A 21385-nucleotide genomic window follows, 5' to 3' on the forward strand; every position below is an offset into this window, starting at 1 on the left:
ACAGGAAAAAGGTTGAGTGAGGGCCTGCTTTCCGAGTTATTGCCTAGGAATAAGGTTACTGTACAAGATTGCCATGCTCATGCTCTTATATAAGTAGCAATAGGTTGGAAAAACATTTCCAATATCTCTAAAAATGGAGTGTGGAAAACATGAGAACAAGGGAAAAGAATCATTTCCGTTGCCGGCGGTTCTTGATCCGGATGTTTGCCTTCTCGTTGCTGGCATCGCTTTTTCTGATCGGACAAGCTTCCGCTGCCGATGATGAAATCCAACTGAAGTGGGAACAGCGTTATGCCAAAGAGGAGACGCGAGAATTGGTCCAAAAGGTCGTCACGACGAAAGATGGCGGTGGGCTGGTCTGGGCAAACGGGACGAACAGTGCTTATCGCATACTCCCCCCTTTGCTGGTGAAAGCAGATGGAACGGGACGGGAAGAATGGTCAAAGCGTATGCCGGAAGAGTTCTTTATCGTCGATGTGGAGCAGGCGAAAGAAGGCGGATATCTAGTGATGGGAGCGCTGCGCTCGGAGCCGGACAAGTTGCAGCTGATCAAATTGAGTGAAACCGGGGAAGAGGAGTGGACGAAAGCAATTGAGGTAGAGGGGGGGGCGATGATACCGGAAAGATACTTCCTGTTGTACAGTGATTTCGCCGAAACATCCGACGGTGGTGTGGTCGCAGTTGGACGCAAATACCTCGAAGAGAGCGGACAGAACCTGTACAATATCGTGAAGATTGCAGCATCAGGTGAAATCGAATGGGATAAGCCGTTGAGCAACTCGGCTCATCGGGTTTATGTTACCAAAAGCGGGGAAATGTTTGTCCAAGGTAGTGTGTTCTCTGGCGATGCTCACCTGTACGTGGCAAAGCTGTCCGAAGAAGCGGACAAGCTTTGGGAACATACCTACGAACAGAAGGGTTCTATCACAATCAAATCAGTCCTCCCTGCAACCGATGGCGGGCTTCTCGTCACCGGATACACCAACCGCTTCAACTCTGACCCCGGTTTCGATGACATCGTTGCGTGGCATATCGATTCGGAGGGGAAAGTTGTTTGGCAGAAGCTTTACGATACCGAAGTGGGAAGCGGAGAAGTGTCGGACGGAGAAAGAGGCTTATCGTTGTCCGAGACATCGGATGATGGCTATATGCTGATCGGGGTGATGGATTCGATAAACGCTGACCCTTCCAAATGGAATTTCAAGAAGTTGGATCAATCTGGCGACCTTTTGTGGGAGAGAACGATCTCGTTCCCGCAAATACGCGTTGCTAATGCGGTTCCCCAGGGAAATGACCAGTACTTGCTATTGGGGGAATATTGGGAAAAAAGCACAACAATGGCGGACAAGCGAGACATCTATCTGATCAAATACGGCGGCCAAACAAAAACCATCGTCTCCCTTGAGCCGCAAATGCAAATGCACAAACTGAAATTGGATAAAGGTGATACGGAAGAACTTAAGGTTACGGCCGTTTATGATGACGATACCAAAGAAGCTCTGACGAAGGGGATTCGATGGACCTCTTCAAACGAAGAAGTGGCCGTGGTTGACGAGAATGGACGAGTTACGGCCAAAGAGAAGGGAAAAGTGCAAATCATCGCAACCTTTCAAGGAAAAAAAGCAGTCTTCCCGGTTCAAGTGAAAGGGTAGATACTCAAATAGCGTCAATGGATAACGTACTTAACCTCCTGTCAAAGAGATAGGAGGTTCTTCTCGTTAACATCGTCGAAAGATGAAATAGAGAGTTGATCACTATTTGGTATTAAGCATGGTCAAGGAAAGTCTCTTTATGCTTTAACAGGGTAAAAACCAGTGATTCAGTTTGTTCACACAAGCAATGACGGTGACTTTAAACGGCTTTGAGAGACTGCCGAACGACCACAGCCAGGCAGATCTGACACTTTTCACGGCAGCGTCTTTCCTTCCTACAAAAAAACAGCAAGGCTGATCGCAGGACCAACCTTGCTGTTTTTCCGTACATCCTGAATTACAACTTCACAGGCTCTCCTGCGAATACTTCCACTTCCATAGCTGCCGCAAAAAAGGAAGGAGCTTGCTTCACAAAATCCTGAAAATGAGCGCTTGCATTGTGCGCCGCTACTGCGGCAGCGTCCTTCCACTTTTCTACCATGGTGTAGTGATATTCTTGCTCTGTGCTTTTCAGAAGGGTGTATCCCACATTCCCTTCTTCAGCTTGGCTTGCAGCAACCAGGGCTTTGGCCGCTTGAAGGAAGACTTCTTCCTGTGCGGGTATCACTTGCAGATGGGCATGTATAATAAGCATGGTTTTCTACCTTTCTTCCAACGAATTTGAATTATTTCCAGGTTGTCACTGTCTCAACAGGGAGACGGTAAGATGGGTATCCTTCCTTGGTTGCTTTCCCGATACTGATCAGCATGATCGGTTGATAGCGATCCTTGTCCAAATCAAGAGCTTCTGCTATTTGATCCTTTTCATAGCCGCCGATCGGGTTCGTGTCATAGCCGAATGAACGGGCAACCAGCATCAATTGCATGGATACGAGACCGGCATCGATAAAATTGACATCCCGCAGGTCAGAGGCTGGTATATTGGCGTAGTAAGGCTTTACGGCTTTCAGCTGCATGTCCTTCACTTCCTGCGGCATGTATCCGAGCTCGACAGCTTTTCCAAATATCTCATCCATATATTCCGCATTATTCATGTCGACGAATACGGCAATGACGGCGGAAGAGGTGAGTACCTGCGTCTTGTTGAAGCGTGCCAGCTCTGCAAGCTTTTCTTTCCCTTCTTGACTTTCGATAACCACAAAGCGCCAAGGCTGCATGTTGACCGAAGATGGAGCGCGTGTGGCTCCCGCTAGAATTTCAGTCATTTCCTCGCGGCTGATTTTTATTTCTGGATCATAAAGTTTGACAGAACGACGACCAAACGTGATTTCACGAAAATCATTTGTTCTTTGTACTGTGTTTATCATGTAAAAACAGACTCCTTTTTTGAACAATCAAATGTTGTTTTGCATGCGTTTGAGAAAATCAGTTAAGACCTGCGTTTCATCCTCGCTGAAGCCTTCCAGAATCTGCTGGATAAAATTTCGTTTCTCGCTTTTGTACCCTTCAATCCGATGATGTCCTTCTTCGGATAGACGAACGAAGGTTTCACGGTTATCATTTGGATTTTTATGTCGGGTCACCATGCCATCCGCTTCCAGTTGCTTCAGGTGGCGTGTAATGGCAGCACTGTCGATATTGATGTGCTTTTGTAGCTGGGACTGATTGATTTCGTTGCATTCGCAAAGGATTTGCAAGATCGCGAGACGAGTAGAGCTGATTCCGGTACAGCGTTCGAACTTGGGACTTATTTTATTGGTTAATCCAATGAGCAGATTCAGTATCTGCTCCTCTTCAAATTCCTTGCGTGTCATGAAAAATGCCTCCCGGGGGCAATATGAATAGGAACTCAGTCATATATCCACAAGCAATGACAACATACAGTCAGTTGAGCATGATAACTTGATGATATTTGAGGTATCAACCATTGATACGTCAATTAATATAACATCTTATTTCAGCGTTTGCAACATATGGTCTCTGCAAAAGTCGCTGGGCTAACGGAGGTGATAGCAATTTCTTCATGGTATCATCATGTTCTCCCTCAAAAAAAGACGGGACGGTATGGTCATAGCAGAAGTTAAGTGATTCATAGGAAGAGGGAATGGAGTAAGGGGAGAGGGGGTAACTTACTCCAATTACAATTAATGAATATCGAAACGGAAGGAAGCTTCACTTGCTAGGCCTTGATGCGCCGAAATCAGTCGTGGTCAGCTTTACGAAGTAAGTGATGGGTACGGTGCTAAATGTTTGATCCCAATCTTTTTTTACTTTCTCCCACGTTTTTGGATACTCGATTCGCAAACGTTCTCCGAATCCGGCAACATCCGCATGGAAATTGTTTTGTATTTTTGCTGTGACACTCTTGACCAGTTTCCGTACTTCCAATTCAGCCGCTTTTTCCACCCTTTTCAGGAATTCATTTTCAAAAGGATTTGCGTTCAACACCCAATTTTCAGACAAGCGTCCTTTCGAATTGATATGCACATCAAAGGAAATCTTGTTTCCGTCAACATGGGGAGTGATTTTGCTCTCCATGGTTTCGATCTCATAGATGATTAGTTGACCTGTCTCCTTGTCAAGGCTTCTCACTAGCCCTCCTTTTCCTTTTCCGGTTATCCACGTTATGCCCTCCAAATCCATTTCGTTTAAAAATCCTGCCCATTTTTTTGTCTTTCCATTGATCACGGCTGCCCCCTCAAACTTCACTTCTTTGTCAGAAGCGGCTACATTTTGCAAGAGAAAGCTTGATTCGGAATTCAACTTGGTTGTTAATTTGGCGAGTGACACAGGAGGTAAAATTTTGGCTGTTCGGCTTCGGTTATCTACGATTCCAAGCAATTTCAGTGCTGGCAATTCTCCAGGCTTTTTGGTTTCCAAGACATGGCGGGCATTCCCGTTACTAACCAATACCAAGCAGCTTGGACGTATTTCGTTATCTCGCAGAAATAGATCCAGCAAAGATTCCAAACGATGTGTGTGTAACAGAGCCTCGCTAATCACAATGACTTTTAAGTGCGGGCTGAACAAGGGGGCATCATGACTCAATGAAAATTCACGGATGATTGGAAGGATAGATTCACCGGTTTGGGACGCATTCAAATATGCTTTTTGTTGTGGTCCTGCCGAACTGCTTTCTTTGCTTGTTGCTTTTGGGTTAATAAATTGATAAGTCATGGTGATTGTGTCAACGTGAGGAGGGCTCTTTCCTTGCTTTTCCAGCTTTTTTTCAACATTTGATTTGTTGCCGACATCCAATGCTAAACCGATGCCCATACCCATCTTGTCGATATCCTGGCTGCTCCAGCATCCGGTCAGTAAGAAGAGCAGGAAAACAGATAACGATGTCAAGAGGAGGAGCCGCTCACGATGATGACTTTGCTTCATGCTTACCCACCTTCCAGCCAGAAATAATAAGAAGGAGAAGGGGCAGTATGCCAAATAAGAAAATGGATGCATTGCCCACAAAATCTCCAAGTGCAAATACGCCATTGATTTCTTTCGGAGTCATCGTGATGATGTAGATAACAGGCAGCAATCCAAATAGAAACGGCTCAATATTTTTCTTGAAGAGCTGGGCGAGGCCTAGAGCGGCTGAGTAGTAAGCCAACGTGAAAGTAGAAAAGATTTGCATAATCCATAATACGAGCAGCAACGATTCAAACCGTTCAAAGAGTAAACCGGTAATTTCAAAGCTTCGTATGAGATCAATGGTCGGCCATGTCCTTGTGACGACTCCATCGATTGAAAACGCCCCAATGACCATCACGACTGTGATCAGGTAAAAGATCAACGAGGCGCTAATTCCCACCACAACAGCTTTCACGCCTTTGTTTGGTTGTCTCATGTATACCACCAGAATCATCATTATTTCAAAACCGGTATAAGCGAGCGCAGTTGGTTTAATCCCATCGAACACCGGTTTCCACCCTAGCCCCAATACGGGACGAAGATGATCGATTTCAAAAATTTTTATGCTCATCAAGGAAACCACCAAAAAAAAGAGGACAGTAATTGGCAAGATAATTTCAAGCATACGGGCGAGACAATTGATGCCACCTACGACAAGATAAAGAGCAACCCACAAAAATACCATAACAATGGCCCACGTTGGGGTTTTCTCCAGCAAGTAAAAGGTTGTTACTTCAGCCATAGATCGGACTTGAAGAGATGAGGTTAAACAAAAATAACAGATGATCAGAAGGCTGAGTATCCTTCCAACCCATTCCCCTGCAATCTCCTGGCTGTATTCAAAAAACGTTTTATCAGGGAACCGCTGGCTTAATTTTACAATGATTATCCCAGTGAGCATCGCGAGTAAACCGCCAATGAGAACACTTATCCATACATCCGGTGTTTTTGCTTTTTCCACTGAGATTCTAGGCAGGGTAAGGATTCCCGCTCCCAGTATAAAGTTGATGATGATCACTGCTGTTTGCGAGGTGGTGATCCGATCATTTCGGGTGGGTATCATTTTGGGCTTCACCTTCTATACTGAGTGGCTATCCTTTGCGAGTCGGCTCTTTGGTATGCAGCATTTTTGGACGGCGTTTCATCATCATGAGTGGCATGCGCACCATAAAATCTTTCCAATCCCTTAACCGATAGGGAACAGCAGGAGTAACATAAGGTACACCAAAACTTTTTAGTTTTACCAAATGACTCGTAAGCAAGAGAAAAAACAAAATCACCCCGTACAATCCAAACATGGCTGCGGAGAACATGACCAAAAACCGAATGAGACGTAAGGATATACCCAGGTTGTATGACGGAATGGCAAAGGAGGAAATAGCAGTGACAGCCACGACGATTACCATAATTGGGCTGACAATACCTGCTTGTACTGCAGCTTGACCAATAATCAGTCCACCGACAATCCCGATGGCAGGGCCGATTGGTTTCGGCAATCGAAGACCGGCTTCTCTCATAATCTCGATGGAAACTTCCATGATCAGTGCCTCCAACAGAGCGGGAAATGGAACTCCTTGTCGAGTGCTGATGATGGAAATAGCCAATTCGGTAGGAATCAACCCTTGGTGAAATGAGATAAAAGAAATATAGAGGGCCGGTATAAGCAAGGAAGCAAAGGCAGTGAAAAAGCGCAACAAGCGAATGAATGTGCTTGGAATCCAGCGCTCATAATAGTCTTCAGGCGATTGCAGGAGCATGCTGAACGTAACCGGAACGATTAAGGCAAAAGGAGTACCATCCAGCAAGATGGCCACTCGTCCTTCCAGTAATGCACTGATGACGCGGTCAGGCCGTTCTGTGCTCTGCACCTGCGGGAATGGGCTGAGATAATTATCTTCAATAAATTGCTCCACATAGCCGGATTCCGGCACATGGTCAATTTTAATTTTCGTAATTCGGTTTTTTACTTCTTCAACCAACGCGGGATTCGCAATCTCTTTCATATAGGCGATAATCAGCTCTTTTTTTGCACGCTCGCCCACCTGAAATTTTAGGAAGAGAAGATCTCCATTTTCACCGTGTCTCCGCAAGAGGGCGGTATTTTCGCTTAACGTTTCCGTGAAGCCTACTCTAGGGCCTCTGACCAAAGATTCTGAGACAGGTTCATCTATATTTCTTGTTTTTACTTTTACGGTATTAAGAAGGAGAGCATTTGCGGCCCCTTCAATCAATAGTGCCGTGAAGCCAGTCAATACTTTTGTCCTCAGATCGTATACATCCCGGCATTCCAGTATCTCATGGATGGAAAGCACATGATTGATGAAAAACTCTTTGGAAACAGAAACGGCCCCGGAAGAATTCTCCTGTACCATCACTGCCACAGAATCATTCATGAGCGTTTTCAGAATAGTATTATCGATGAGATCCCGATCGGATAACCCATCTACAAAAATAATGGAAGCACGAATGGCAGTCTGTCCGAAAGAAAATTCGCGGATATGCACATCTGCGTTTTGGCCGATTTCCTGACGGATAAGATTCAAATTCGATAGGTAATCGTCTGTAAACGGAGCGATACTTTCCATCTATATCATTCTTCCTCCGTTGTACGAATCCAATGAAATAATCTTGAAATCGCATAAGGAACAAGAAAAACGACTGCGGCTTGAATAAAAACTGGCCAGGCAGGAAGATTTGAAACAATTGTTTTCCACATGGTTTTCCTCCTTTGCAGCTTCATTACAATCGTAAAAGAGCTTGTCCTATTTTGTTCTAGCATGACAATTCTTATTCCAATCAGCTGGAAAATGTGGTATTCAATGTTCAGGTTAGGCCACTCTGGATCGGGGGAATCGGTTCTGATAAAAAAAGAAGGATAAAAATCACAACGATTTTCATCCTTCTTTTTGCTATTTTAATGATTTTTAACGACTTCCTGCCCCCGTACATTCCACGTAAGGGCAAAAACAAGAGCAGCCAATGCGCACGAAGCTGTCAGCAACATAAATCCTGCATCCCAGCCGGAGGCATCAACGATAACCCCCATCAATGCATTCGCTGTGACTGTACCGCCCAGGTAACCAAACAGACCCGTCAGTCCTGCAGCGGTTCCAGCAGCCTTTTTCGGAACAAAATCAAGGGCTTGCAAACCAATCAGCATGACTGGACCGTAAATCAGGAAACCGATAGCGATCAGGCAAATCATATCGACCACGGAATTTCCAGGTGGGTTGAACCAGTAGACCAGAACAGCGATCAATACGCCGAGCATAAAGACAAACCCTGCGGGTCCACGGCGGCCCTTGAACAATTTATCGGACAGCCAGCCGCACAGGAGCGTTCCCGGGATACCTGCCCATTCGTACAGGAAGTAGGCAACGCTCGACTTGTTCATATCAAAGCCTTTTTCCTCGCTTAAGTAGGTCGGAGCCCAGTCCAGAACGCCGTAACGGACGAAGTAGACGAAGATGTTGGCAATCGCGATTGCCCAAACCCATTTGTTGTTCAACACATATTTGAAAAGGATTTCTTTTGTGGAGAATTCTGTTTCAAACGTTTTCTTCGCTTTGTTTGGATAGTCATTGCGATATTCTTCAATAGGCGGCAGGCCGACTGACTGCGGAGTATCGCGAATTAAGAAATACGTAATGAATCCAAAAACAATGGCAACCAGAGCAGGCAGGATAAACACGCCTTCATACCCGGAAGCGGCGTTACCCGAAAGCCCGGTGAACATCGCTGCACCTGCAACAGCGAGGGGGGCCATCAAGCCTCCGCCAACGTTATGGGCTACATTCCAAATGGCTGTTTTGTTTCCTCTTTCACTTACACTAAACCAGTGTACGAGAACACGCCCGGATGGAGGCCAGCCCATTCCCTGGAACCAACCGTTCAGGAACAGCATCACAAACATGATCGTGACAGATGAGGTGAAGTAAGGAACAACGCCCATCAGCAAACTAATAAGTGCAGAAAGAATTAATCCGGCAGGCAAGAACATTCGCGGGTTGCTTCGGTCTGAAAAAATGGCCATTACAAACTTGCTGATCCCGTAGGAAATCGAAATGGCGGATAACGCAAAACCGAGCTCTGTTTTTGTAAATCCTTCTTCAATCAAGTAAGGCATGGCGAGCGAAAAGTTTTTGCGGATGAGATAGTACGCCGCATAACCGATGAAGATTCCGAGAAACACCTGAAGCCTGAGCTTTTTATACTCAGAATCAATTTGTTCGTCAGGCAATCTGTCAATCGGCGGTGCAGGCTTAAACAGTTTGAGCATCTTATTCCCCCCCTAAGTAATTTCTAACAAAGATGGCGATACACGTAAAAAAACCCACACTTTAATGGCGCTTTCAAAAAATGAAAGTGCCAAAAAGTATGAGTCTCCGAATCTCCATCATAGTTAACTTGTCATTAAGTGTATTCTATTATTCTGTGAAAACGTTGTCAATGATGTTATTCTGGGTTGTTTTTCCATACGTAGTCGCCCTCTGCGAAAAAGCCTCGATAGAGGTTTTCTTATGTATATGTTATTCAAAAAAATACATTTTTTCCACATGTAAGTATATCTTTATGGTTTCTCATCTGTATGACGCATCTTTTTTGAACAAGTAAAAATGAAGGAGGCTTTGCTTGATGTATTTTTTGATGAGAAAAACAGGAGTTTTGGTAGTACTATCGCTTATCTTAATCTTTTCTCTATTCCCGCAGTCTTCTCACGCCACGACACCGTGGACTCCCAACACCGTATACAAGGTAGGAGACATGGTTACGTATCAAGGGCAAGATTACAAATGTACATTTGCTCATACATCGCTTGAAAAAGGAACTAAGGGATTATATGGCTACGTTGAAGGGCCGTACTGGATACACACCTGGTGTATTGGACATCTAGCTGAATTATATATGCCGGCAGACTACTAAATTTTTTTAATCGACCACAAAATTGATATGATCCCAATTAGGAGGAGTTATATGATTTCAGGCTATCTAGTAACGATTTTACAACTAAAGCCTTCCATCGACAGGGCCTAGTTTGATGAAAAAAACTTTACATAAGATTCGTCAGCCTGATCGCCTTCTAGCCTAAGGGATTCAAGACCTTTTTCGTATTTTAGTAGAGTTGGAGTTCCTTCAATTTGATAATCATCCCATCCGTTTTCAAACTCCAATAGGTTAAACATTAATACCTCCTTATTTAATTGATCAGCTGCTTGCATAAGTTTCGGTGTAGCGTTACGGCAGTGTACGCATGTCGGGCTATAGAAATAAACATACAACGAATCGTTATTTTGTAACCGTTTATCAAGTTCTTCTGGCAATATAATATTTTGGTATAGTGGATCATTTAGTTGTTTAATTGTTTCTTGATGAAGATTCTTATTGGCATACGGATTACTTCCACTATATTCATCATTACGTGTATTCTTTTTGACCTCAGTAAAAATGTATAATCCTGTGAATAGGCCAATAATGACAATAAGGAAAATGAAAACAATCATAAATCTTTTGGCTGTTGTATTTCCCACTTTAACTCCTCCCTCACCCTATTCCAAATAGTAAAGGATGTAATACCAATAATTATAAAAGCGACTAATGCAAGAAAAGGAATTGTAATGAAACCAAACCAATTTAGATAATCAACTGTACAGGGGACTATTCCGCATGAGGCGCCAGATGTATTAGGAAGCATTTGGAACAAATAATGTGATAAAGCTATCAGCCCACCTATTATTGAAAAAATAAAAACATAAAAGGTTTGTCGGTAATCTCCTCTTAGATAAGTAATTCCTAATATTATGGTAAGGGGATACATCGTAATTCTTTGAAACCAACAAAGATCACAAGGAATAAAATGCATAACTTCCGATAGAAACAAACTACCTAGCGTTGCAATTATGGAAACGGCTAAACCGATAAAAAGAAGCTTAGGATTTGTCATAAACTTTTCCCTCATTTATGTGACAACTTATTTTAAGGGTTTGGATATTACTGGGACTGCGGTAAACCACCATACATATCTACTGTCCAAATATTATTATTATCTGGCCATTGTTTTAAGCTCACTCTATATAACCACCGATCTTTTGTTATAACTAGAATGTGTCGTTCATGTTCGCTTTTATTAATAGTTTGAAATGACTCCATCTCTTTTTGTAAATGTTGTGTAAAGAAATCATCGAGCACTTTTTTATAATCTTGCCGATTTGAATCATTTTGTATTTCTTTTAACTTTTGTGTGTCGAACTCTTCACCAGAATTAAAATCGTGAATTATAAGAAATTGATCTACAAGTTTATCACGGTCTACGACGGAGGAAGAGGACAAGGAATTAATGTTGTCTTTATTTTCACATCCAATTAAAAAGAGTAATACTAGACAAAAAATTCGTAATTTCATCAACATTCCCCTCTTTTTTCCATTTTGTTTATTGCAATTTGGTATTCTCGATTATAATATAAGTATGTAAAAATTTCCAGATTTTGTTTTTAAAACCATTGATAGGAGGGCTAACAAGTTATCTGAATGTTGAGATTTTGTTTCAGGAAAAGACAGGAGGAATTGATTTATGGGAAGAATGTTTCAATGTTTCGCCGTTGTTTTTTTGTTACTACTATTAGTACAATCAACTGCATTTGCACACCATCCCTATTCCCCTAAGAGGCACATTCAAAGTACACATTATAATTCTGTAGACGAGTATTTTTGTGTTGAAACTGAAAACTCTTCATCTTGGAGTCAAAACGATGCATATATAGAGGTTCGAGATATCCTGTTTGCTGACGGAGGATGGGATGGATTAGCCAACAATAGAATTTATTTCATAGGACAAGGTTCTGATAGTAATTGCAGTGACTTGACATCCGCTGAAGAGGAAGAAACAACCTTTCGATATTATATTGAGGATAATACGAATTCCACAGTAACCTGCGATTCAGACAGTACTACTTCCAGGTTTTCCTGCGTGAGGAGATATGGCTCAATTAAACAATCTGATGGACATACTCACTACACCTATGGAGCTGCATATATAAGATCAAGGGATTTAACCAACGGGGGTTCACACACGATAAATCATGAAACTGGGCATTTGCTTGGCCTAATAGACGGAGGACCTTCCATGGGGAGCACTTGCACGAAGAGCATAATGCACAGTAAAGCGTATGGTTGTTCTACAAATTACGCACAGCCAACCGCAGACGATTTAGATTCAGTTGATACTGAGGCTAGGGGGGATTAAGAATGAAAAGGAAAAAACTTTGGCTATTTACTGTAATCGCATTATTCACTAGTGTAATGATTGGTGGAAATTATTTTACAGCAGTTGAAGCAGCATCAAAAAATAAACAGAAACATGCCGATGAACATGGCGACAATATGTTTATTGGAGGTACTCTCTTAACGAGCAACCGCTCAAAAATGACTGTTTGTGTGGAAAATGTTTCGAGCATTCGAGGTAAAGATGTAAGTGACGAGAAAATTGTCGCTAAAATTGAGAAACAAATTGAAAAGTTAAGTAGGGAGAATAAAAGATATAAAGAAGTTAATTATGATTCAGTCGATGTAGAAGTTACTGAAGGGTGCTCCTTCACTCCATTTCTTAATGACCCAAGTAATTCTCATCCCGTGTATGGCGGTGGTTCTGGAGACAGAGTAGTTGATCAACCTAGCAAAGAATCTCTTGGTATATTTATTGTTGATCAAGAGGTTATCGATAGAAACTTTGATAAAGCACCAAATCGCTGGTCTCCAGAAGAGCTAATTTGTGAAGGGCACGAATGCTTTGAGGTAACAAAAGGAATTTACTTCACTCCAGACGAAATCAAGGATATTAAAAAGGATAATACGCTATACCAGGAACTGGTATACGGCTTTGGATTGGAATCAATGATCTCAAACGAAGTAGATGAAGAAAAACAGAAAAAAGATCGTGAGAAGAAAGAAAAAGAAAAAAAGGAAATGAAGAATAACAACTCATAAAACAGAGAAAGTACGTGGCGATTATTCCCACGTACGTTTTTCTGAGAGCGTAAAAAGTTTTGGGTGCTATGGTAAACGTTTGGTTTACCGCCCTGCGCCTTATTTCTCTTCTTCGTTGCATCCGCCAAATGTTCGAAGAAAATAAAGTCATAGACTGGCGACCTTGATATTACGCATTTCTTATGGACTTAAACGCCTAGCCTTCGAAAAATAAGTATTAGACTGACTAAAAAAAGAAACAGCGACGGCCCAAGACTTGAAAAATAAAGTCTTAGACTATCGCTGTCTTTGTTGAACTAACGAACCCGATAACGTAATAAGTGGCTGCCAGAGACCGGGCAGCCACTTTTAGTGCCGAAACTAAGAATCGAATACGTTAAACATCCCAGTCATATGTGGGGCATGGTTTTTAAAGTTGAACTTCTCATAAAAGGCTTCTTTTCCTTCAGATGCAAATAGACCGACAAACGCGATCCCGTTTTCGATCTGACGTTTTTTGATGTGGGCTTGTCGGATGGGAACCGCCCAACGTACCGACGCTGTGGCAACTGCAAGGTCCCTCCGCTCCCGATACCATTCCACCTACGTCCCCCACAAATCTTAGTGAAGTAGGGATATCAAGTAGTTCGGTCAGCTTATCTTGGTCAGCTTCTACGGATAACATAGCTGTTCAAGAGTATCTCGTCTACAACGGAGATACACTTGCTGGTACATCGAGTACAACATCCTATACCGTGACTGGGCTTCTAGCGAATACGACCTATTCATTCACGATACAGGCAAAAGATGCCGCAGGCAATGTATCCCCACCCAGCGCCTCGATAACGGTAACCACTTTATCTAAATCCCCAAATGAACCGGTGTCCAAACGAGTTTTGATCGGCTACTGGCATAATTTTGACAATGGTTCTACGGTACTCAAGCTAAGAGATGTCTCAGATAAATACGATGTAATCAATGTTGCGTTCGCAGAACCAGTCGGTGGCGATCATGCGACAATGGGATTCGTGCCGTTCAATGCATCCATTGAGGAATTTAAGTCAGATATCGCCTTCTTAAAATCAAAGGGGAAGAAGGTCCTCATCTCGATTGGCGGAGCGAATGGTACAGTCGAGCTGACGGCGGATGCTGCCAAACAAAATTTTATTACCTCGATGACCTCGATCATTCAAACGTATGGTTTTGATGGTATGGATATTGATCTGGAAGGAAGCTCCCTGTCGCTAAATGCGGGGGACACTGATTTTAGAAATCCGACAACGCCTAAAATTATAAACTTAATTTCAGCGACTCAGACGATCACGAATACATTTGGCCCATCTTTCATTTTGACGATGGCGCCAGAAACGGCTTATGTCCAAGGAGGCTACGCTAGTTATGGTGGGCCGTGGGGCGCTTATCTGCCTGTGATTCATGCCCTTCGCGATCGAATGAATTATATCCACGTCCAACACTATAATTCTGGAGCGCTAGAAGCGTTAGATGGTCGTACGTATCAACAAGGAACGGCTGATTTCCAAGTAGCGATGGCAGAAATGCTATTGAAAGGATTCCCTATCGGACGTAATCCTAACAACATGTTTCCAGCCTTGAGGGAGAACCAAGTCGCGATCGGGCTGCCTTCTGCTCCAAGTGCTGCCGGGGGAGGCTATACGTCTCCTGCCGATATCCAAAAAGCACTTCAATACTTGGTGAAAGGCACGTCTTTTGGAGGAACTTACAAACTCCAAAATCCAGCTGGTTATCCGCAGTTCCAAGGAGTTATGACCTGGTCTATCAACTGGGATGCTAAAAATAACTATTCGTTTGCTAATAATGTTCGCACTTCGCTTGATTCACTGAACCAGTAATAACGGAATCTTCAGGGAAAAAGAGAGCGACCTAGAATTTAACTGTCTGGGCAAGCAGAATGCCCTCATTGGTTTCAAAGTTTTTTAATTTGTCACTCAACAAAAGTAGCCCCAGTATGCCAATTAAATTGGTCATAACTGGGGTTTTCTTATTGTTGGGTTAAATGGCTTCGCCTTGAAAAAACGTACCTGGGATGTGAGGGGAGTGGGGCAAGAGGAAGCAGACGAATGGCATTAATCTGCTGTTACAGGGTTAAGCAATGTCTTCCCTCATTTGTATCAGAATCATTGACACATCGATAATTCTCGATATAATAATGCGTATGGATCCAATTGAAATTTTTAAAGCGCTGTCCAACGAGTCTAGACTCCAAATTCTGCATTGGTTAAAAGAGCCCGAAAAACATTTTACACCCCATGAAGGAGTTGATATGAGAAAGATCGGGGTATGCGTCAGTCAAATAACTGAGAAATTGAATATGACCCAATCAACCGCGTCCCAATATTTGTCCATTCTCCAACGAGCTGGGCTGATCAAGACGGAGCGTATTGGCAAATATACGTACTATACCAGGGACGAAGAAAAAATAAGTGAAATAGGCGCTTTTTTTAGCAGTCAAATATGATCGAATAATACTGAATGCTTACATGGAGTGTTCAGTTTTATTTTAAGTTTCATATCGACATATCTTAATATGTTTAAATTTTAAGGAGTGCTATTCATGTCGAATACATGGAAGGTTTACTTTTTGTCATTGGTCAGTTTTCTAGTGGGAACTTCAGAGTATGTGATCTCCGGCATCCTGGATAAGATCTCGGATACTATGGGCATCTCCATTACAGCGGCAGGACAGCTGGTTACTATTTTTTCATTTGTTTATGCCATTTTAACTCCTGTGATGATGGCGATAACGGCGAAAATGGATAGGCGGAGGCTTCTTGTTAGTTCACTAGGAATTTTCGTATTGGCCAATATACTGTCGTTCGCTCTTCAGGGGTTTAAATTCTTTATTATGGCCCGTGTGATCATGGCTGTAGGTGCTGGAATGGTGGTTGTAACTGCGTTAGATATCGCGGCCAAGATCTCTCCTGAAGGCAAGCAGGCAAGTTCGATCGCAACTGTCATTATGGGATTTACAGCATCTTTAATTATCGGTGTTCCCCTCGGACGAGTAGCGGCAGCCGCATTTGAATGGCAATCTGTATTCGGGTTTATTGCACTTGCAGGTCTTTTGGCGATGGTTGTCCTGTCCCGCACGATCCCACGAGTAAAAGGAGATGAACCCGTACCTCTTTCGAAGCAATTAGCACTTTTGAAAAACCCGAGAGTCGGGCTTGGTTTATCGGTTACGTTCTTTTGGCTGGGTGGATATTCCATTGCCTACACCTATATATCTCCTTATCTTCTCGAAGCTGCTGACATAAGTGAAAATTTGTTGAGTGGGGCTTTATTGGCGTTCGGTTTAGCTAGTTTGATCGGTTCCAAATTCGGTGGTTACAGTACGGACAAATGGGGAGTATTTTCTACATTACTTGGTGGAATGGTTCTGCACGTTGCAGCTCTCATTTTGCTCTCGATTACCGTATCTATCTCACATGAACCGTTTACGGTGATCGCGATATTGGTATTGTGGTCCTTCGCCGCTTGGTCTTCCGGGCCAACCCAACAGTATAATTTGGTTCGGATTGCACCGAATAATTCAGGGGTAATGCTTGGTCTTAACCAATCTATGATGCAGCTCGCGATGGCGGCAGGGGCTGGAATTGGAGGCATCGCTGTTGATCAAGTATCCTTATCGTCAATTACTTGGTTAGGTATGATTGGCGTTGTGATCGCTATCGTTGCTGCACTGATTTTACATGTGATGTTAAAAGAAAAAGTTAGACATAAACCAGGCGCATACGAAACACGGTCCAACAACCGCTGATCGCCAGCCCCGGAGACACAGGCTCGAAGGAACGGTTCTGTCGTTGATGCGATGTTAACAGAAGGCCATCCTTTAAGGGTGGCCTGTTGTTTTGAGGAACCTATTCATCCTGTACGGTATTCATGCTGCGGCTGACTAACTAAGAACAGCCTGCTTCTGAAACCCACTCATAATCGCAATCAACATCTCTTTATCCATCTGCAACTCACTTTGACCCAATTTTTGCAGCAGTTTCTTGGTGTTGTCATTCGGGAAAGAGATACTCCGCTTCCAATACGAATGGAACAAGCTCATAGAAGCATTAAAAGCTTTCTCTTCTTCGGTTAGAAGCTCGTCTGTTTCAAATGGAACAGGAACTAAATTCGGAAAATCCAAAACTTCTTTGATGCAATCCACCACCAGTTGTTGGGTAGGTGGAACAGGGTTGGTAGCATGATAGATTTCCTTATGCTCGCCATGAATAAGTGCAGCGAGCAAGACAGAAGAGACATAATCAACCGGAACGAGGTTCGAGTTCACGTCGACATCCACCAAGATCCGGTACTTTTGCTTGTCCCAGCCTTCTGTTCGGGATGCTCTTCTTTTCAGTACGCGAAGACCTTTCAATAATCCATACAAGCCAAAATTGGTATCGGCTTCGCCCGTTTTGGAATCACCAATAATGATTGACGGTCTGACAATGATGGTCTCCATTTTGTCGCTGTAGGAGAAGACGAGATGCTCCGCCAAGCATTTTGTCTCTTCGTAGTTGTTCACGAAGGAACGTTCCGGGCTGTACAGCGCTTCTTGTCCTTCTGTTTCGGTGCCGATGGTATAAGCCGTACTCACATAGATAAAGCGGGGGGAGCGAATGGCTTCTGCGAATTGTAACGTATTTTTTGTTCCCTCTACATTTACCTCGTACGTCTGCGGTTTCTGAGCGGGATCGAAGGATAGGTATGCGGCAATATGGTACATCGCATCTATTTTTTGATTGAGCTGTCCCCGATCATTTTCAGAGACGCCCAAGCCTTTTTTCGAAACATCACCTAGTAAAATATGTACCCGTGTCCGGTGTTTTTCGGCAAAGCTATGCAACAAATCGCTTGCCTTTTTTTCATTTCGAGCGAGTAAGTAAAGGGTATGACCTTCGTTTAATAGATCTTGGGATAGTTTTTTTCCGAGAAAACCTGTTGCTCCGGTTACGAGGATATTCATATGGTTAACCAGCTCCGTATGTTTGTTAGGTAGGGAGTTGCTGAAATATCAATAATTCATTATATGATGAAAAATGTAGCTGTGACGAGCACGGATGAAACGGTATCGTGAACAACTGAGCTGTTTTAAACAACCGTTTAACAGCCACATGGATCATCCGGTCGCCTGGATTACCCGGTATTTTCCTCTCGAAACAAACCGAAAAAACCTCCTGAGCTACTACTGTGTAGCGGCAGGAGGTTTCTCGCTTATAACTTATGCGATCCAGTTTATGGTAGCTCCAGATACATGTTGGTTTTCCATTCGCTGTTGGTAAGGGTTTTTCTTTTGCTCATCTAGTTGCTTGTCGTTAGATGAACGCTCTGCCTGATTAACCTCTTGAGAATTCTCAAGCTTTTTGTCGATCTCGTCAGCCATCTTCAGCAGCTTACCGTCCAAGCCTTCTGCCTTCCGCTTCAGTTCTCTGGACCTCGTAAAATCTCCGTCCTTTGACGCGGGTTCCCACGCCTTAGCCTCTAGTTCCAAGGTGATCTGAGCGCGTTTTACACTGTGTATATTCTTGAGAGCGTGGGTTGCCGTTAAAACAGCATGGAGGGTAGGGGAGGATTGTGGTGATTCCTCTTGTTGGGGGGCGGAATCTGAAGCTTTCTGTTCCTTGCTCTCTTCCGTGCCACTCGCCTTGCGTTGTTCTTCCAACTGGATTTGTTTCATCTGCGTATCGATTTCCTCGATCTGTTTGTCCATTTCATCCAGTCGTTCTTTCATGACTTTCGGGTCTGTCAGTTTTTCAACCGCATCCGCATAATAGTTATTTCGTCGCTCCAGCATCGCTTGCTTTTGTTCCATGAGGCTTTGTAGCATCTTATTGGGTGCGTTTTTCCCATTGCTTAGTTGTAGGCCTTGCTGGCTTATCGTTACATGATCCTGATTCTTTCTACGATCTTGCTCTGGTGCTTTCGTTTGGGGGTGAATTCCTGCGCGATGATATTGGACGGAAGAGCCCATGACAAATCTGGACATAACAGACAACATGAATGATTGTGACCTCCTTTCTTCAATCAATTCGTTAGCCAAACGGCAGCCAATCCAGACTTTGGATTACTGCTTTTTGGTTATTATTTGTATCGGAAAGAAGTTTTCCATATTTTACAATGATAATAGAACTGGCTTGTTTGTATGCAGTGAAGTTTCAGAGTGATAGTAATAGGGAAAATATACTTTACATGAACTTGGAGAAGGCCAGCAGAGTTATAGGGCTTGGCCGTCAATCAGTACGCCTTCAGTCGACCTGTGAGGCGGTGTTTGGGCTGCAAAAAACGGTTTGTTCTGTTGCTCTCACAGCAGCTAGTTATCTTACTTCCATAAGAGAGGAGCCATCACAGATGATCAAAAAGATGTTTACCGGCTATAAAGCATCGCTATCCAAGCAGATGCTGTTTTTTCTCGTCTTGTTAATCGTTGTTCCCTCTGTTGTTCTGAGCCTTTCCTTGACTCAACTGGCGCGAAACCAGCTAGAGCGCGAATTGTTGTCCCAAGTCGAATCAGTTACCACGATGATTACGCAAGTACTCAATAATTCGTACAAGGATTATTCTGTAACCATTGATAGCTTTGCGGATGTTCAAGTTCCACCGGGGCAAAATGCGGATACGTATATCTATGATCGCATCCGCAATATAGAGAAAGACATCGACAATGTTTTGGCTGCGTTCATGTACTACGACAATCGATACTACAACTCGGCGAAAAAGGAAATTGATCCGACTACGCGTGAGTGGTACAAGCAAGCGATTCAGCATAAAGGGCAGGTCATTGTGACGCCACCTTACATCGATGCGGTCAGTGGGAGCTACGTGATTACGTTTGCCAAGACGCTCTCGAACGGCACAGGAGTAGCGGGTATCGACGTTTCTATCGATCACTTAAACGAGCTGGTAAAGACGTACAAGATCGGTGAAAAGGGATATGTCAGCTTGTTCGATCAGAGCAACGTGACGATGTCGCATCCGCGATTCCCACAAGGCAAGCCGCTTGAAGACGAGCGCTTCCAAGTGATGCGTGATCAGGAGCAGGGGTCGTTCGAAATGAACGTTGACGAGCTTCGTGAATACTACCATTTCAACAAGCAAAATTCGCTCGGATTGAACGTCGTTTCCGTGATAGATTGGAGTGAAATCAATCAAAAAACGGGGCCACTGTTGCGGATTTCATTTATGTTCATCGTACTGTTGCTTGCCCTCATTGCCCTGTTCGTTTGGATATTCATGAAACGCACGGTGCGACCAATCCTGCAATTGAAGCAACTGACCGACTCGATCGCGCATGGGGATTTGACGGTCCGGTCTATTGAGAGTGGAAGAACGGATGAGATTGGGCAGCTGGAATCCAACTTCAATACGATGTCACAATCATTGTCCGATGTCCTGCGTCAAATTACCGATCATTCCGAGCAAATCTCTGCTTCTTCTCATCATTTGTCTGCGAATTCGGAGGAGAACGTGCAAACGATTGAACAAGTGGCGGCCTCCATGCAAGAAATAGCGTCCATGTCTTCAGATATGAATCGGAGTATAGATACTGTGAAGCAATCGGCGACGCAAGCGCAACAGGAGCTGGATGATGCCATCCGCATCCTGCGTGAGAGTACGGAAATGTCGCAGCTCATCACAGGACTGGCCAATACCGGAGAGGAGTCCCTCGGAGCGGCGAGACAACAGGTGAATATGATCGTAGAGCACTCCACTCGTTCAAAAGATGAGATGGAGGAGTTGAAACGGGTTGCTGGAGAAATTAGCGGGGTGACGAGTTTCATCCAGGAGATTGCCTCTCAGACGAATTTGCTTGCTTTGAATGCAGCTGTTGAGGCGGCACGTGCCGGGCAAGAAGGTCGCGGGTTCGCTGTCGTCGCTGATGAGGTACGCAAGCTGGCTGATCAGACAGGTTCTGCTGCTGAAAAGATCGACAGTCTGATCGGCGACGTTCAGAATCGTGTCCTTCACATGGTTAGACGCACGGAGGAGGGCGTGGATTCTGCTACAGCGGGAAGTGATTTGACACAATCGGTTGAGCAGCGTTTTACGGAAATGTATGAGGCTATTAACCGCATTGACGCTCACCTCGCGCAAGTAGCCCGCGTCAGCGAAGGGTTGATGCAATCGAATACAGCGATGCTTGTAGCCTTTGGTGAATCGAGCGCTATGAGCCAAGCCACTGCACAAGAGGTCGACCAAGTCGCCGCAGCCAGCGAAGAACAGAATGCTTCGATGGAGGAAGTGGCGGCTTCGGCAGCGCACCTTGCTAACATTGCGGAAGAGTTGCAGTCATTGGTGCAGCGTTTTAAATTGGAGCGATAACAGTAGTTTGTAGTGACGGAGAGAAAGAAGACCAACAGATGTTGGTCTTTTTTTGTCCAAGTTGATCCAAATGT

21 protein-coding genes and 2 pseudogenes are annotated in these 21385 nt (G+C 43.9%); 9 read left to right on the forward strand and 14 right to left on the reverse strand.

Features of this window, described 5'->3' with window-relative positions; genetic code table 11:
- The first annotated feature begins 149 nt into the window (after window positions 1-149).
- The gene (locus tag ACKKE8_RS02050; RefSeq protein WP_409176703.1) at window positions 150-1652 is read left to right on the forward strand and encodes an Ig-like domain-containing protein; all 1503 of its coding nucleotides are present in this window, start codon (window positions 150-152) and stop codon (window positions 1650-1652) included.
- Between the two features lie 337 nt (window positions 1653-1989).
- On the opposite strand, the gene ACKKE8_RS02055 is transcribed toward ACKKE8_RS02050, so the two are convergent.
- The 8 genes from ACKKE8_RS02055 to glpT form a co-directional block, all read right to left on the reverse strand.
- On the reverse strand, window positions 1990-2286 hold the full coding sequence (locus ACKKE8_RS02055; protein WP_409176704.1) for a putative quinol monooxygenase: 297 nt from the start codon (window positions 2284-2286) through the stop codon (window positions 1990-1992).
- Window positions 2287-2317: 31 nt separating this feature from the next.
- The gene (locus ACKKE8_RS02060; RefSeq protein WP_409176705.1) at window positions 2318-2959 is read right to left on the reverse strand and encodes a nitroreductase family protein; all 642 of its coding nucleotides are present in this window, start codon (window positions 2957-2959) and stop codon (window positions 2318-2320) included.
- A 27-nt stretch (window positions 2960-2986) separates the two neighbouring features.
- The gene (locus ACKKE8_RS02065; protein ID WP_007723602.1) at window positions 2987-3406 is read right to left on the reverse strand and encodes a MarR family winged helix-turn-helix transcriptional regulator; all 420 of its coding nucleotides are present in this window, start codon (window positions 3404-3406) and stop codon (window positions 2987-2989) included.
- A 358-nt stretch (window positions 3407-3764) separates the two neighbouring features.
- Entirely contained in the window at window positions 3765-4979 is a 1215-nt protein-coding gene (locus tag ACKKE8_RS02070; RefSeq protein ID WP_409176706.1) for a Ger(x)C family spore germination protein, read from the reverse strand.
- The gene (locus tag ACKKE8_RS02075) at window positions 4957-6066 is read right to left on the reverse strand and encodes a spore germination protein (protein ID WP_409176707.1); all 1110 of its coding nucleotides are present in this window, start codon (window positions 6064-6066) and stop codon (window positions 4957-4959) included. Before ACKKE8_RS02075 ends, ACKKE8_RS02070 begins: the two co-directional genes overlap by 23 nt.
- Window positions 6067-6094: 28 nt before the next feature.
- Window positions 6095-7588 carry a spore germination protein gene (locus ACKKE8_RS02080; RefSeq protein ID WP_409176708.1) on the reverse strand — a complete coding sequence of 498 codons (1494 nt, stop codon included), beginning with the start codon at window positions 7586-7588 and terminating at the stop codon, window positions 6095-6097.
- Between the two features lie 5 nt (window positions 7589-7593).
- Complete coding sequence (locus ACKKE8_RS02085) at window positions 7594-7719, reverse strand: hypothetical protein (RefSeq protein ID WP_012684041.1); 126 nt, start codon at window positions 7717-7719, stop codon at window positions 7594-7596.
- A gap of 198 nt (window positions 7720-7917) precedes the next feature.
- Window positions 7918-9282, reverse strand: coding sequence for a glycerol-3-phosphate transporter (gene glpT / locus ACKKE8_RS02090; protein ID WP_409176709.1), 1365 nt, complete (start codon window positions 9280-9282; stop codon window positions 7918-7920).
- A 368-nt stretch (window positions 9283-9650) separates the two neighbouring features.
- On the opposite strand from glpT, the gene ACKKE8_RS02095 reads away from it, so the two are divergent.
- Window positions 9651-9926: a carbohydrate-binding protein gene (locus ACKKE8_RS02095; protein ID WP_409179060.1), complete on the forward strand. Its 276-nt coding sequence runs from the start codon at window positions 9651-9653 to the stop codon at window positions 9924-9926.
- Between the two features lie 107 nt (window positions 9927-10033).
- On the opposite strand, the gene ACKKE8_RS02100 is transcribed toward ACKKE8_RS02095, so the two are convergent.
- The 3 genes from ACKKE8_RS02100 to ACKKE8_RS02110 are packed head-to-tail and all read right to left on the reverse strand — an operon-like array spanning window position 10034 to window position 11402.
- Window positions 10034-10531 carry a thioredoxin family protein gene (locus ACKKE8_RS02100; RefSeq protein WP_409176710.1) on the reverse strand — a complete coding sequence of 166 codons (498 nt, stop codon included), beginning with the start codon at window positions 10529-10531 and terminating at the stop codon, window positions 10034-10036.
- Window positions 10501-10944 carry a disulfide oxidoreductase gene (locus ACKKE8_RS02105; protein ID WP_409176711.1) on the reverse strand — a complete coding sequence of 148 codons (444 nt, stop codon included), beginning with the start codon at window positions 10942-10944 and terminating at the stop codon, window positions 10501-10503. Before ACKKE8_RS02105 ends, ACKKE8_RS02100 begins: the two co-directional genes overlap by 31 nt.
- Window positions 10945-10991: 47 nt before the next feature.
- On the reverse strand, window positions 10992-11402 hold the full coding sequence (locus tag ACKKE8_RS02110; RefSeq protein WP_409176712.1) for a hypothetical protein: 411 nt from the start codon (window positions 11400-11402) through the stop codon (window positions 10992-10994).
- 169 nt (window positions 11403-11571) lie between these two features.
- Between ACKKE8_RS02110 and ACKKE8_RS02115 the strand changes: the two genes are divergently transcribed.
- Complete coding sequence (locus ACKKE8_RS02115) at window positions 11572-12243, forward strand: hypothetical protein (protein WP_409176713.1); 672 nt, start codon at window positions 11572-11574, stop codon at window positions 12241-12243.
- 2 nt (window positions 12244-12245) lie between these two features.
- Window positions 12246-12983, forward strand: a complete 738-nt coding sequence (locus tag ACKKE8_RS02120; RefSeq protein ID WP_409176714.1) for a hypothetical protein — start codon at window positions 12246-12248, stop codon at window positions 12981-12983.
- A 360-nt stretch (window positions 12984-13343) separates the two neighbouring features.
- On the opposite strand, the pseudogene ACKKE8_RS02125 reads toward ACKKE8_RS02120, so the two are convergent.
- Window positions 13344-13454 (reverse strand): annotated as a pseudogene (locus ACKKE8_RS02125) (GNAT family N-acetyltransferase); the annotation flags it as partial.
- Between the two features lie 104 nt (window positions 13455-13558).
- On the opposite strand from ACKKE8_RS02125, the pseudogene ACKKE8_RS02130 reads away from it, so the two are divergent.
- From ACKKE8_RS02130 to ACKKE8_RS02145, 4 genes and pseudogenes are all read left to right on the forward strand, one after another.
- Window positions 13559-13801 (forward strand): annotated as a pseudogene (locus ACKKE8_RS02130) (fibronectin type III domain-containing protein); the annotation flags it as partial.
- 42 nt (window positions 13802-13843) lie between these two features.
- Complete coding sequence (locus ACKKE8_RS02135) at window positions 13844-14833, forward strand: chitinase (RefSeq protein ID WP_409176715.1); 990 nt, start codon at window positions 13844-13846, stop codon at window positions 14831-14833.
- Window positions 14834-15156: 323 nt separating this feature from the next.
- Entirely contained in the window at window positions 15157-15459 is a 303-nt protein-coding gene (locus ACKKE8_RS02140) for an ArsR/SmtB family transcription factor (protein ID WP_409176716.1), read from the forward strand.
- A gap of 96 nt (window positions 15460-15555) precedes the next feature.
- A complete protein-coding gene (locus ACKKE8_RS02145) occupies window positions 15556-16761 on the forward strand; it encodes an MFS transporter (RefSeq protein WP_409176717.1) in 1206 nt (401 codons plus the stop codon).
- Window positions 16762-16896: 135 nt separating this feature from the next.
- Here the strand turns inward: ACKKE8_RS02145 and ACKKE8_RS02150 are convergent, their stop codons facing one another.
- Both ACKKE8_RS02150 and ACKKE8_RS02155 read right to left on the reverse strand, forming a co-directional pair.
- Complete coding sequence (locus ACKKE8_RS02150; protein WP_409176718.1) at window positions 16897-17958, reverse strand: SDR family oxidoreductase; 1062 nt, start codon at window positions 17956-17958, stop codon at window positions 16897-16899.
- A 255-nt stretch (window positions 17959-18213) separates the two neighbouring features.
- On the reverse strand, window positions 18214-18990 hold the full coding sequence (locus tag ACKKE8_RS02155) for a hypothetical protein (protein ID WP_409176719.1): 777 nt from the start codon (window positions 18988-18990) through the stop codon (window positions 18214-18216).
- Window positions 18991-19340: 350 nt separating this feature from the next.
- On the opposite strand from ACKKE8_RS02155, the gene ACKKE8_RS02160 reads away from it, so the two are divergent.
- Window positions 19341-21311 (forward strand): methyl-accepting chemotaxis protein, encoded by a 1971-nt coding sequence (locus tag ACKKE8_RS02160; protein WP_409176720.1) that lies wholly within the window; start codon window positions 19341-19343, stop codon window positions 21309-21311.
- Window positions 21312-21385: the final 74 nt, after the last annotated feature.

Source organism: Brevibacillus fortis, from assembly GCF_046196545.1.
In the GTDB taxonomy this organism is placed as follows: domain Bacteria; phylum Bacillota; class Bacilli; order Brevibacillales; family Brevibacillaceae; genus Brevibacillus; species Brevibacillus fortis_A.

Coding starts and splice junctions, on each gene's coding strand:
- ACKKE8_RS02050 (WP_409176703.1), top strand. CDS start 150: ATGAGAACAAGGGAAAAGAATCATTTCCGTTGCCGGCGGTTCTTGATC.
- ACKKE8_RS02055 (WP_409176704.1), bottom strand. CDS start 2,286: ATGCTTATTATACATGCCCATCTGCAAGTGATACCCGCACAGGAAGAA.
- ACKKE8_RS02060 (WP_409176705.1), bottom strand. CDS start 2,959: ATGATAAACACAGTACAAAGAACAAATGATTTTCGTGAAATCACGTTT.
- ACKKE8_RS02065 (WP_007723602.1), bottom strand. CDS start 3,406: ATGACACGCAAGGAATTTGAAGAGGAGCAGATACTGAATCTGCTCATT.
- ACKKE8_RS02070 (WP_409176706.1), bottom strand. CDS start 4,979: ATGAAGCAAAGTCATCATCGTGAGCGGCTCCTCCTCTTGACATCGTTA.
- ACKKE8_RS02075 (WP_409176707.1), bottom strand. CDS start 6,066: ATGATACCCACCCGAAATGATCGGATCACCACCTCGCAAACAGCAGTG.
- ACKKE8_RS02080 (WP_409176708.1), bottom strand. CDS start 7,588: ATGGAAAGTATCGCTCCGTTTACAGACGATTACCTATCGAATTTGAAT.
- ACKKE8_RS02085 (WP_012684041.1), bottom strand. CDS start 7,719: ATGTGGAAAACAATTGTTTCAAATCTTCCTGCCTGGCCAGTTTTTATT.
- glpT (WP_409176709.1), bottom strand. CDS start 9,282: ATGCTCAAACTGTTTAAGCCTGCACCGCCGATTGACAGATTGCCTGAC.
- ACKKE8_RS02095 (WP_409179060.1), top strand. CDS start 9,651: ATGAGAAAAACAGGAGTTTTGGTAGTACTATCGCTTATCTTAATCTTT.
- ACKKE8_RS02105 (WP_409176711.1), bottom strand. CDS start 10,944: ATGACAAATCCTAAGCTTCTTTTTATCGGTTTAGCCGTTTCCATAATT.
- ACKKE8_RS02110 (WP_409176712.1), bottom strand. CDS start 11,402: ATGAAATTACGAATTTTTTGTCTAGTATTACTCTTTTTAATTGGATGT.
- ACKKE8_RS02115 (WP_409176713.1), top strand. CDS start 11,572: ATGGGAAGAATGTTTCAATGTTTCGCCGTTGTTTTTTTGTTACTACTA.
- ACKKE8_RS02120 (WP_409176714.1), top strand. CDS start 12,246: ATGAAAAGGAAAAAACTTTGGCTATTTACTGTAATCGCATTATTCACT.
- ACKKE8_RS02140 (WP_409176716.1), top strand. CDS start 15,157: ATGGATCCAATTGAAATTTTTAAAGCGCTGTCCAACGAGTCTAGACTC.
- ACKKE8_RS02145 (WP_409176717.1), top strand. CDS start 15,556: ATGTCGAATACATGGAAGGTTTACTTTTTGTCATTGGTCAGTTTTCTA.
- ACKKE8_RS02150 (WP_409176718.1), bottom strand. CDS start 17,958: ATGAATATCCTCGTAACCGGAGCAACAGGTTTTCTCGGAAAAAAACTA.
- ACKKE8_RS02155 (WP_409176719.1), bottom strand. CDS start 18,990: ATGTTGTCTGTTATGTCCAGATTTGTCATGGGCTCTTCCGTCCAATAT.
- ACKKE8_RS02160 (WP_409176720.1), top strand. CDS start 19,341: ATGATCAAAAAGATGTTTACCGGCTATAAAGCATCGCTATCCAAGCAG.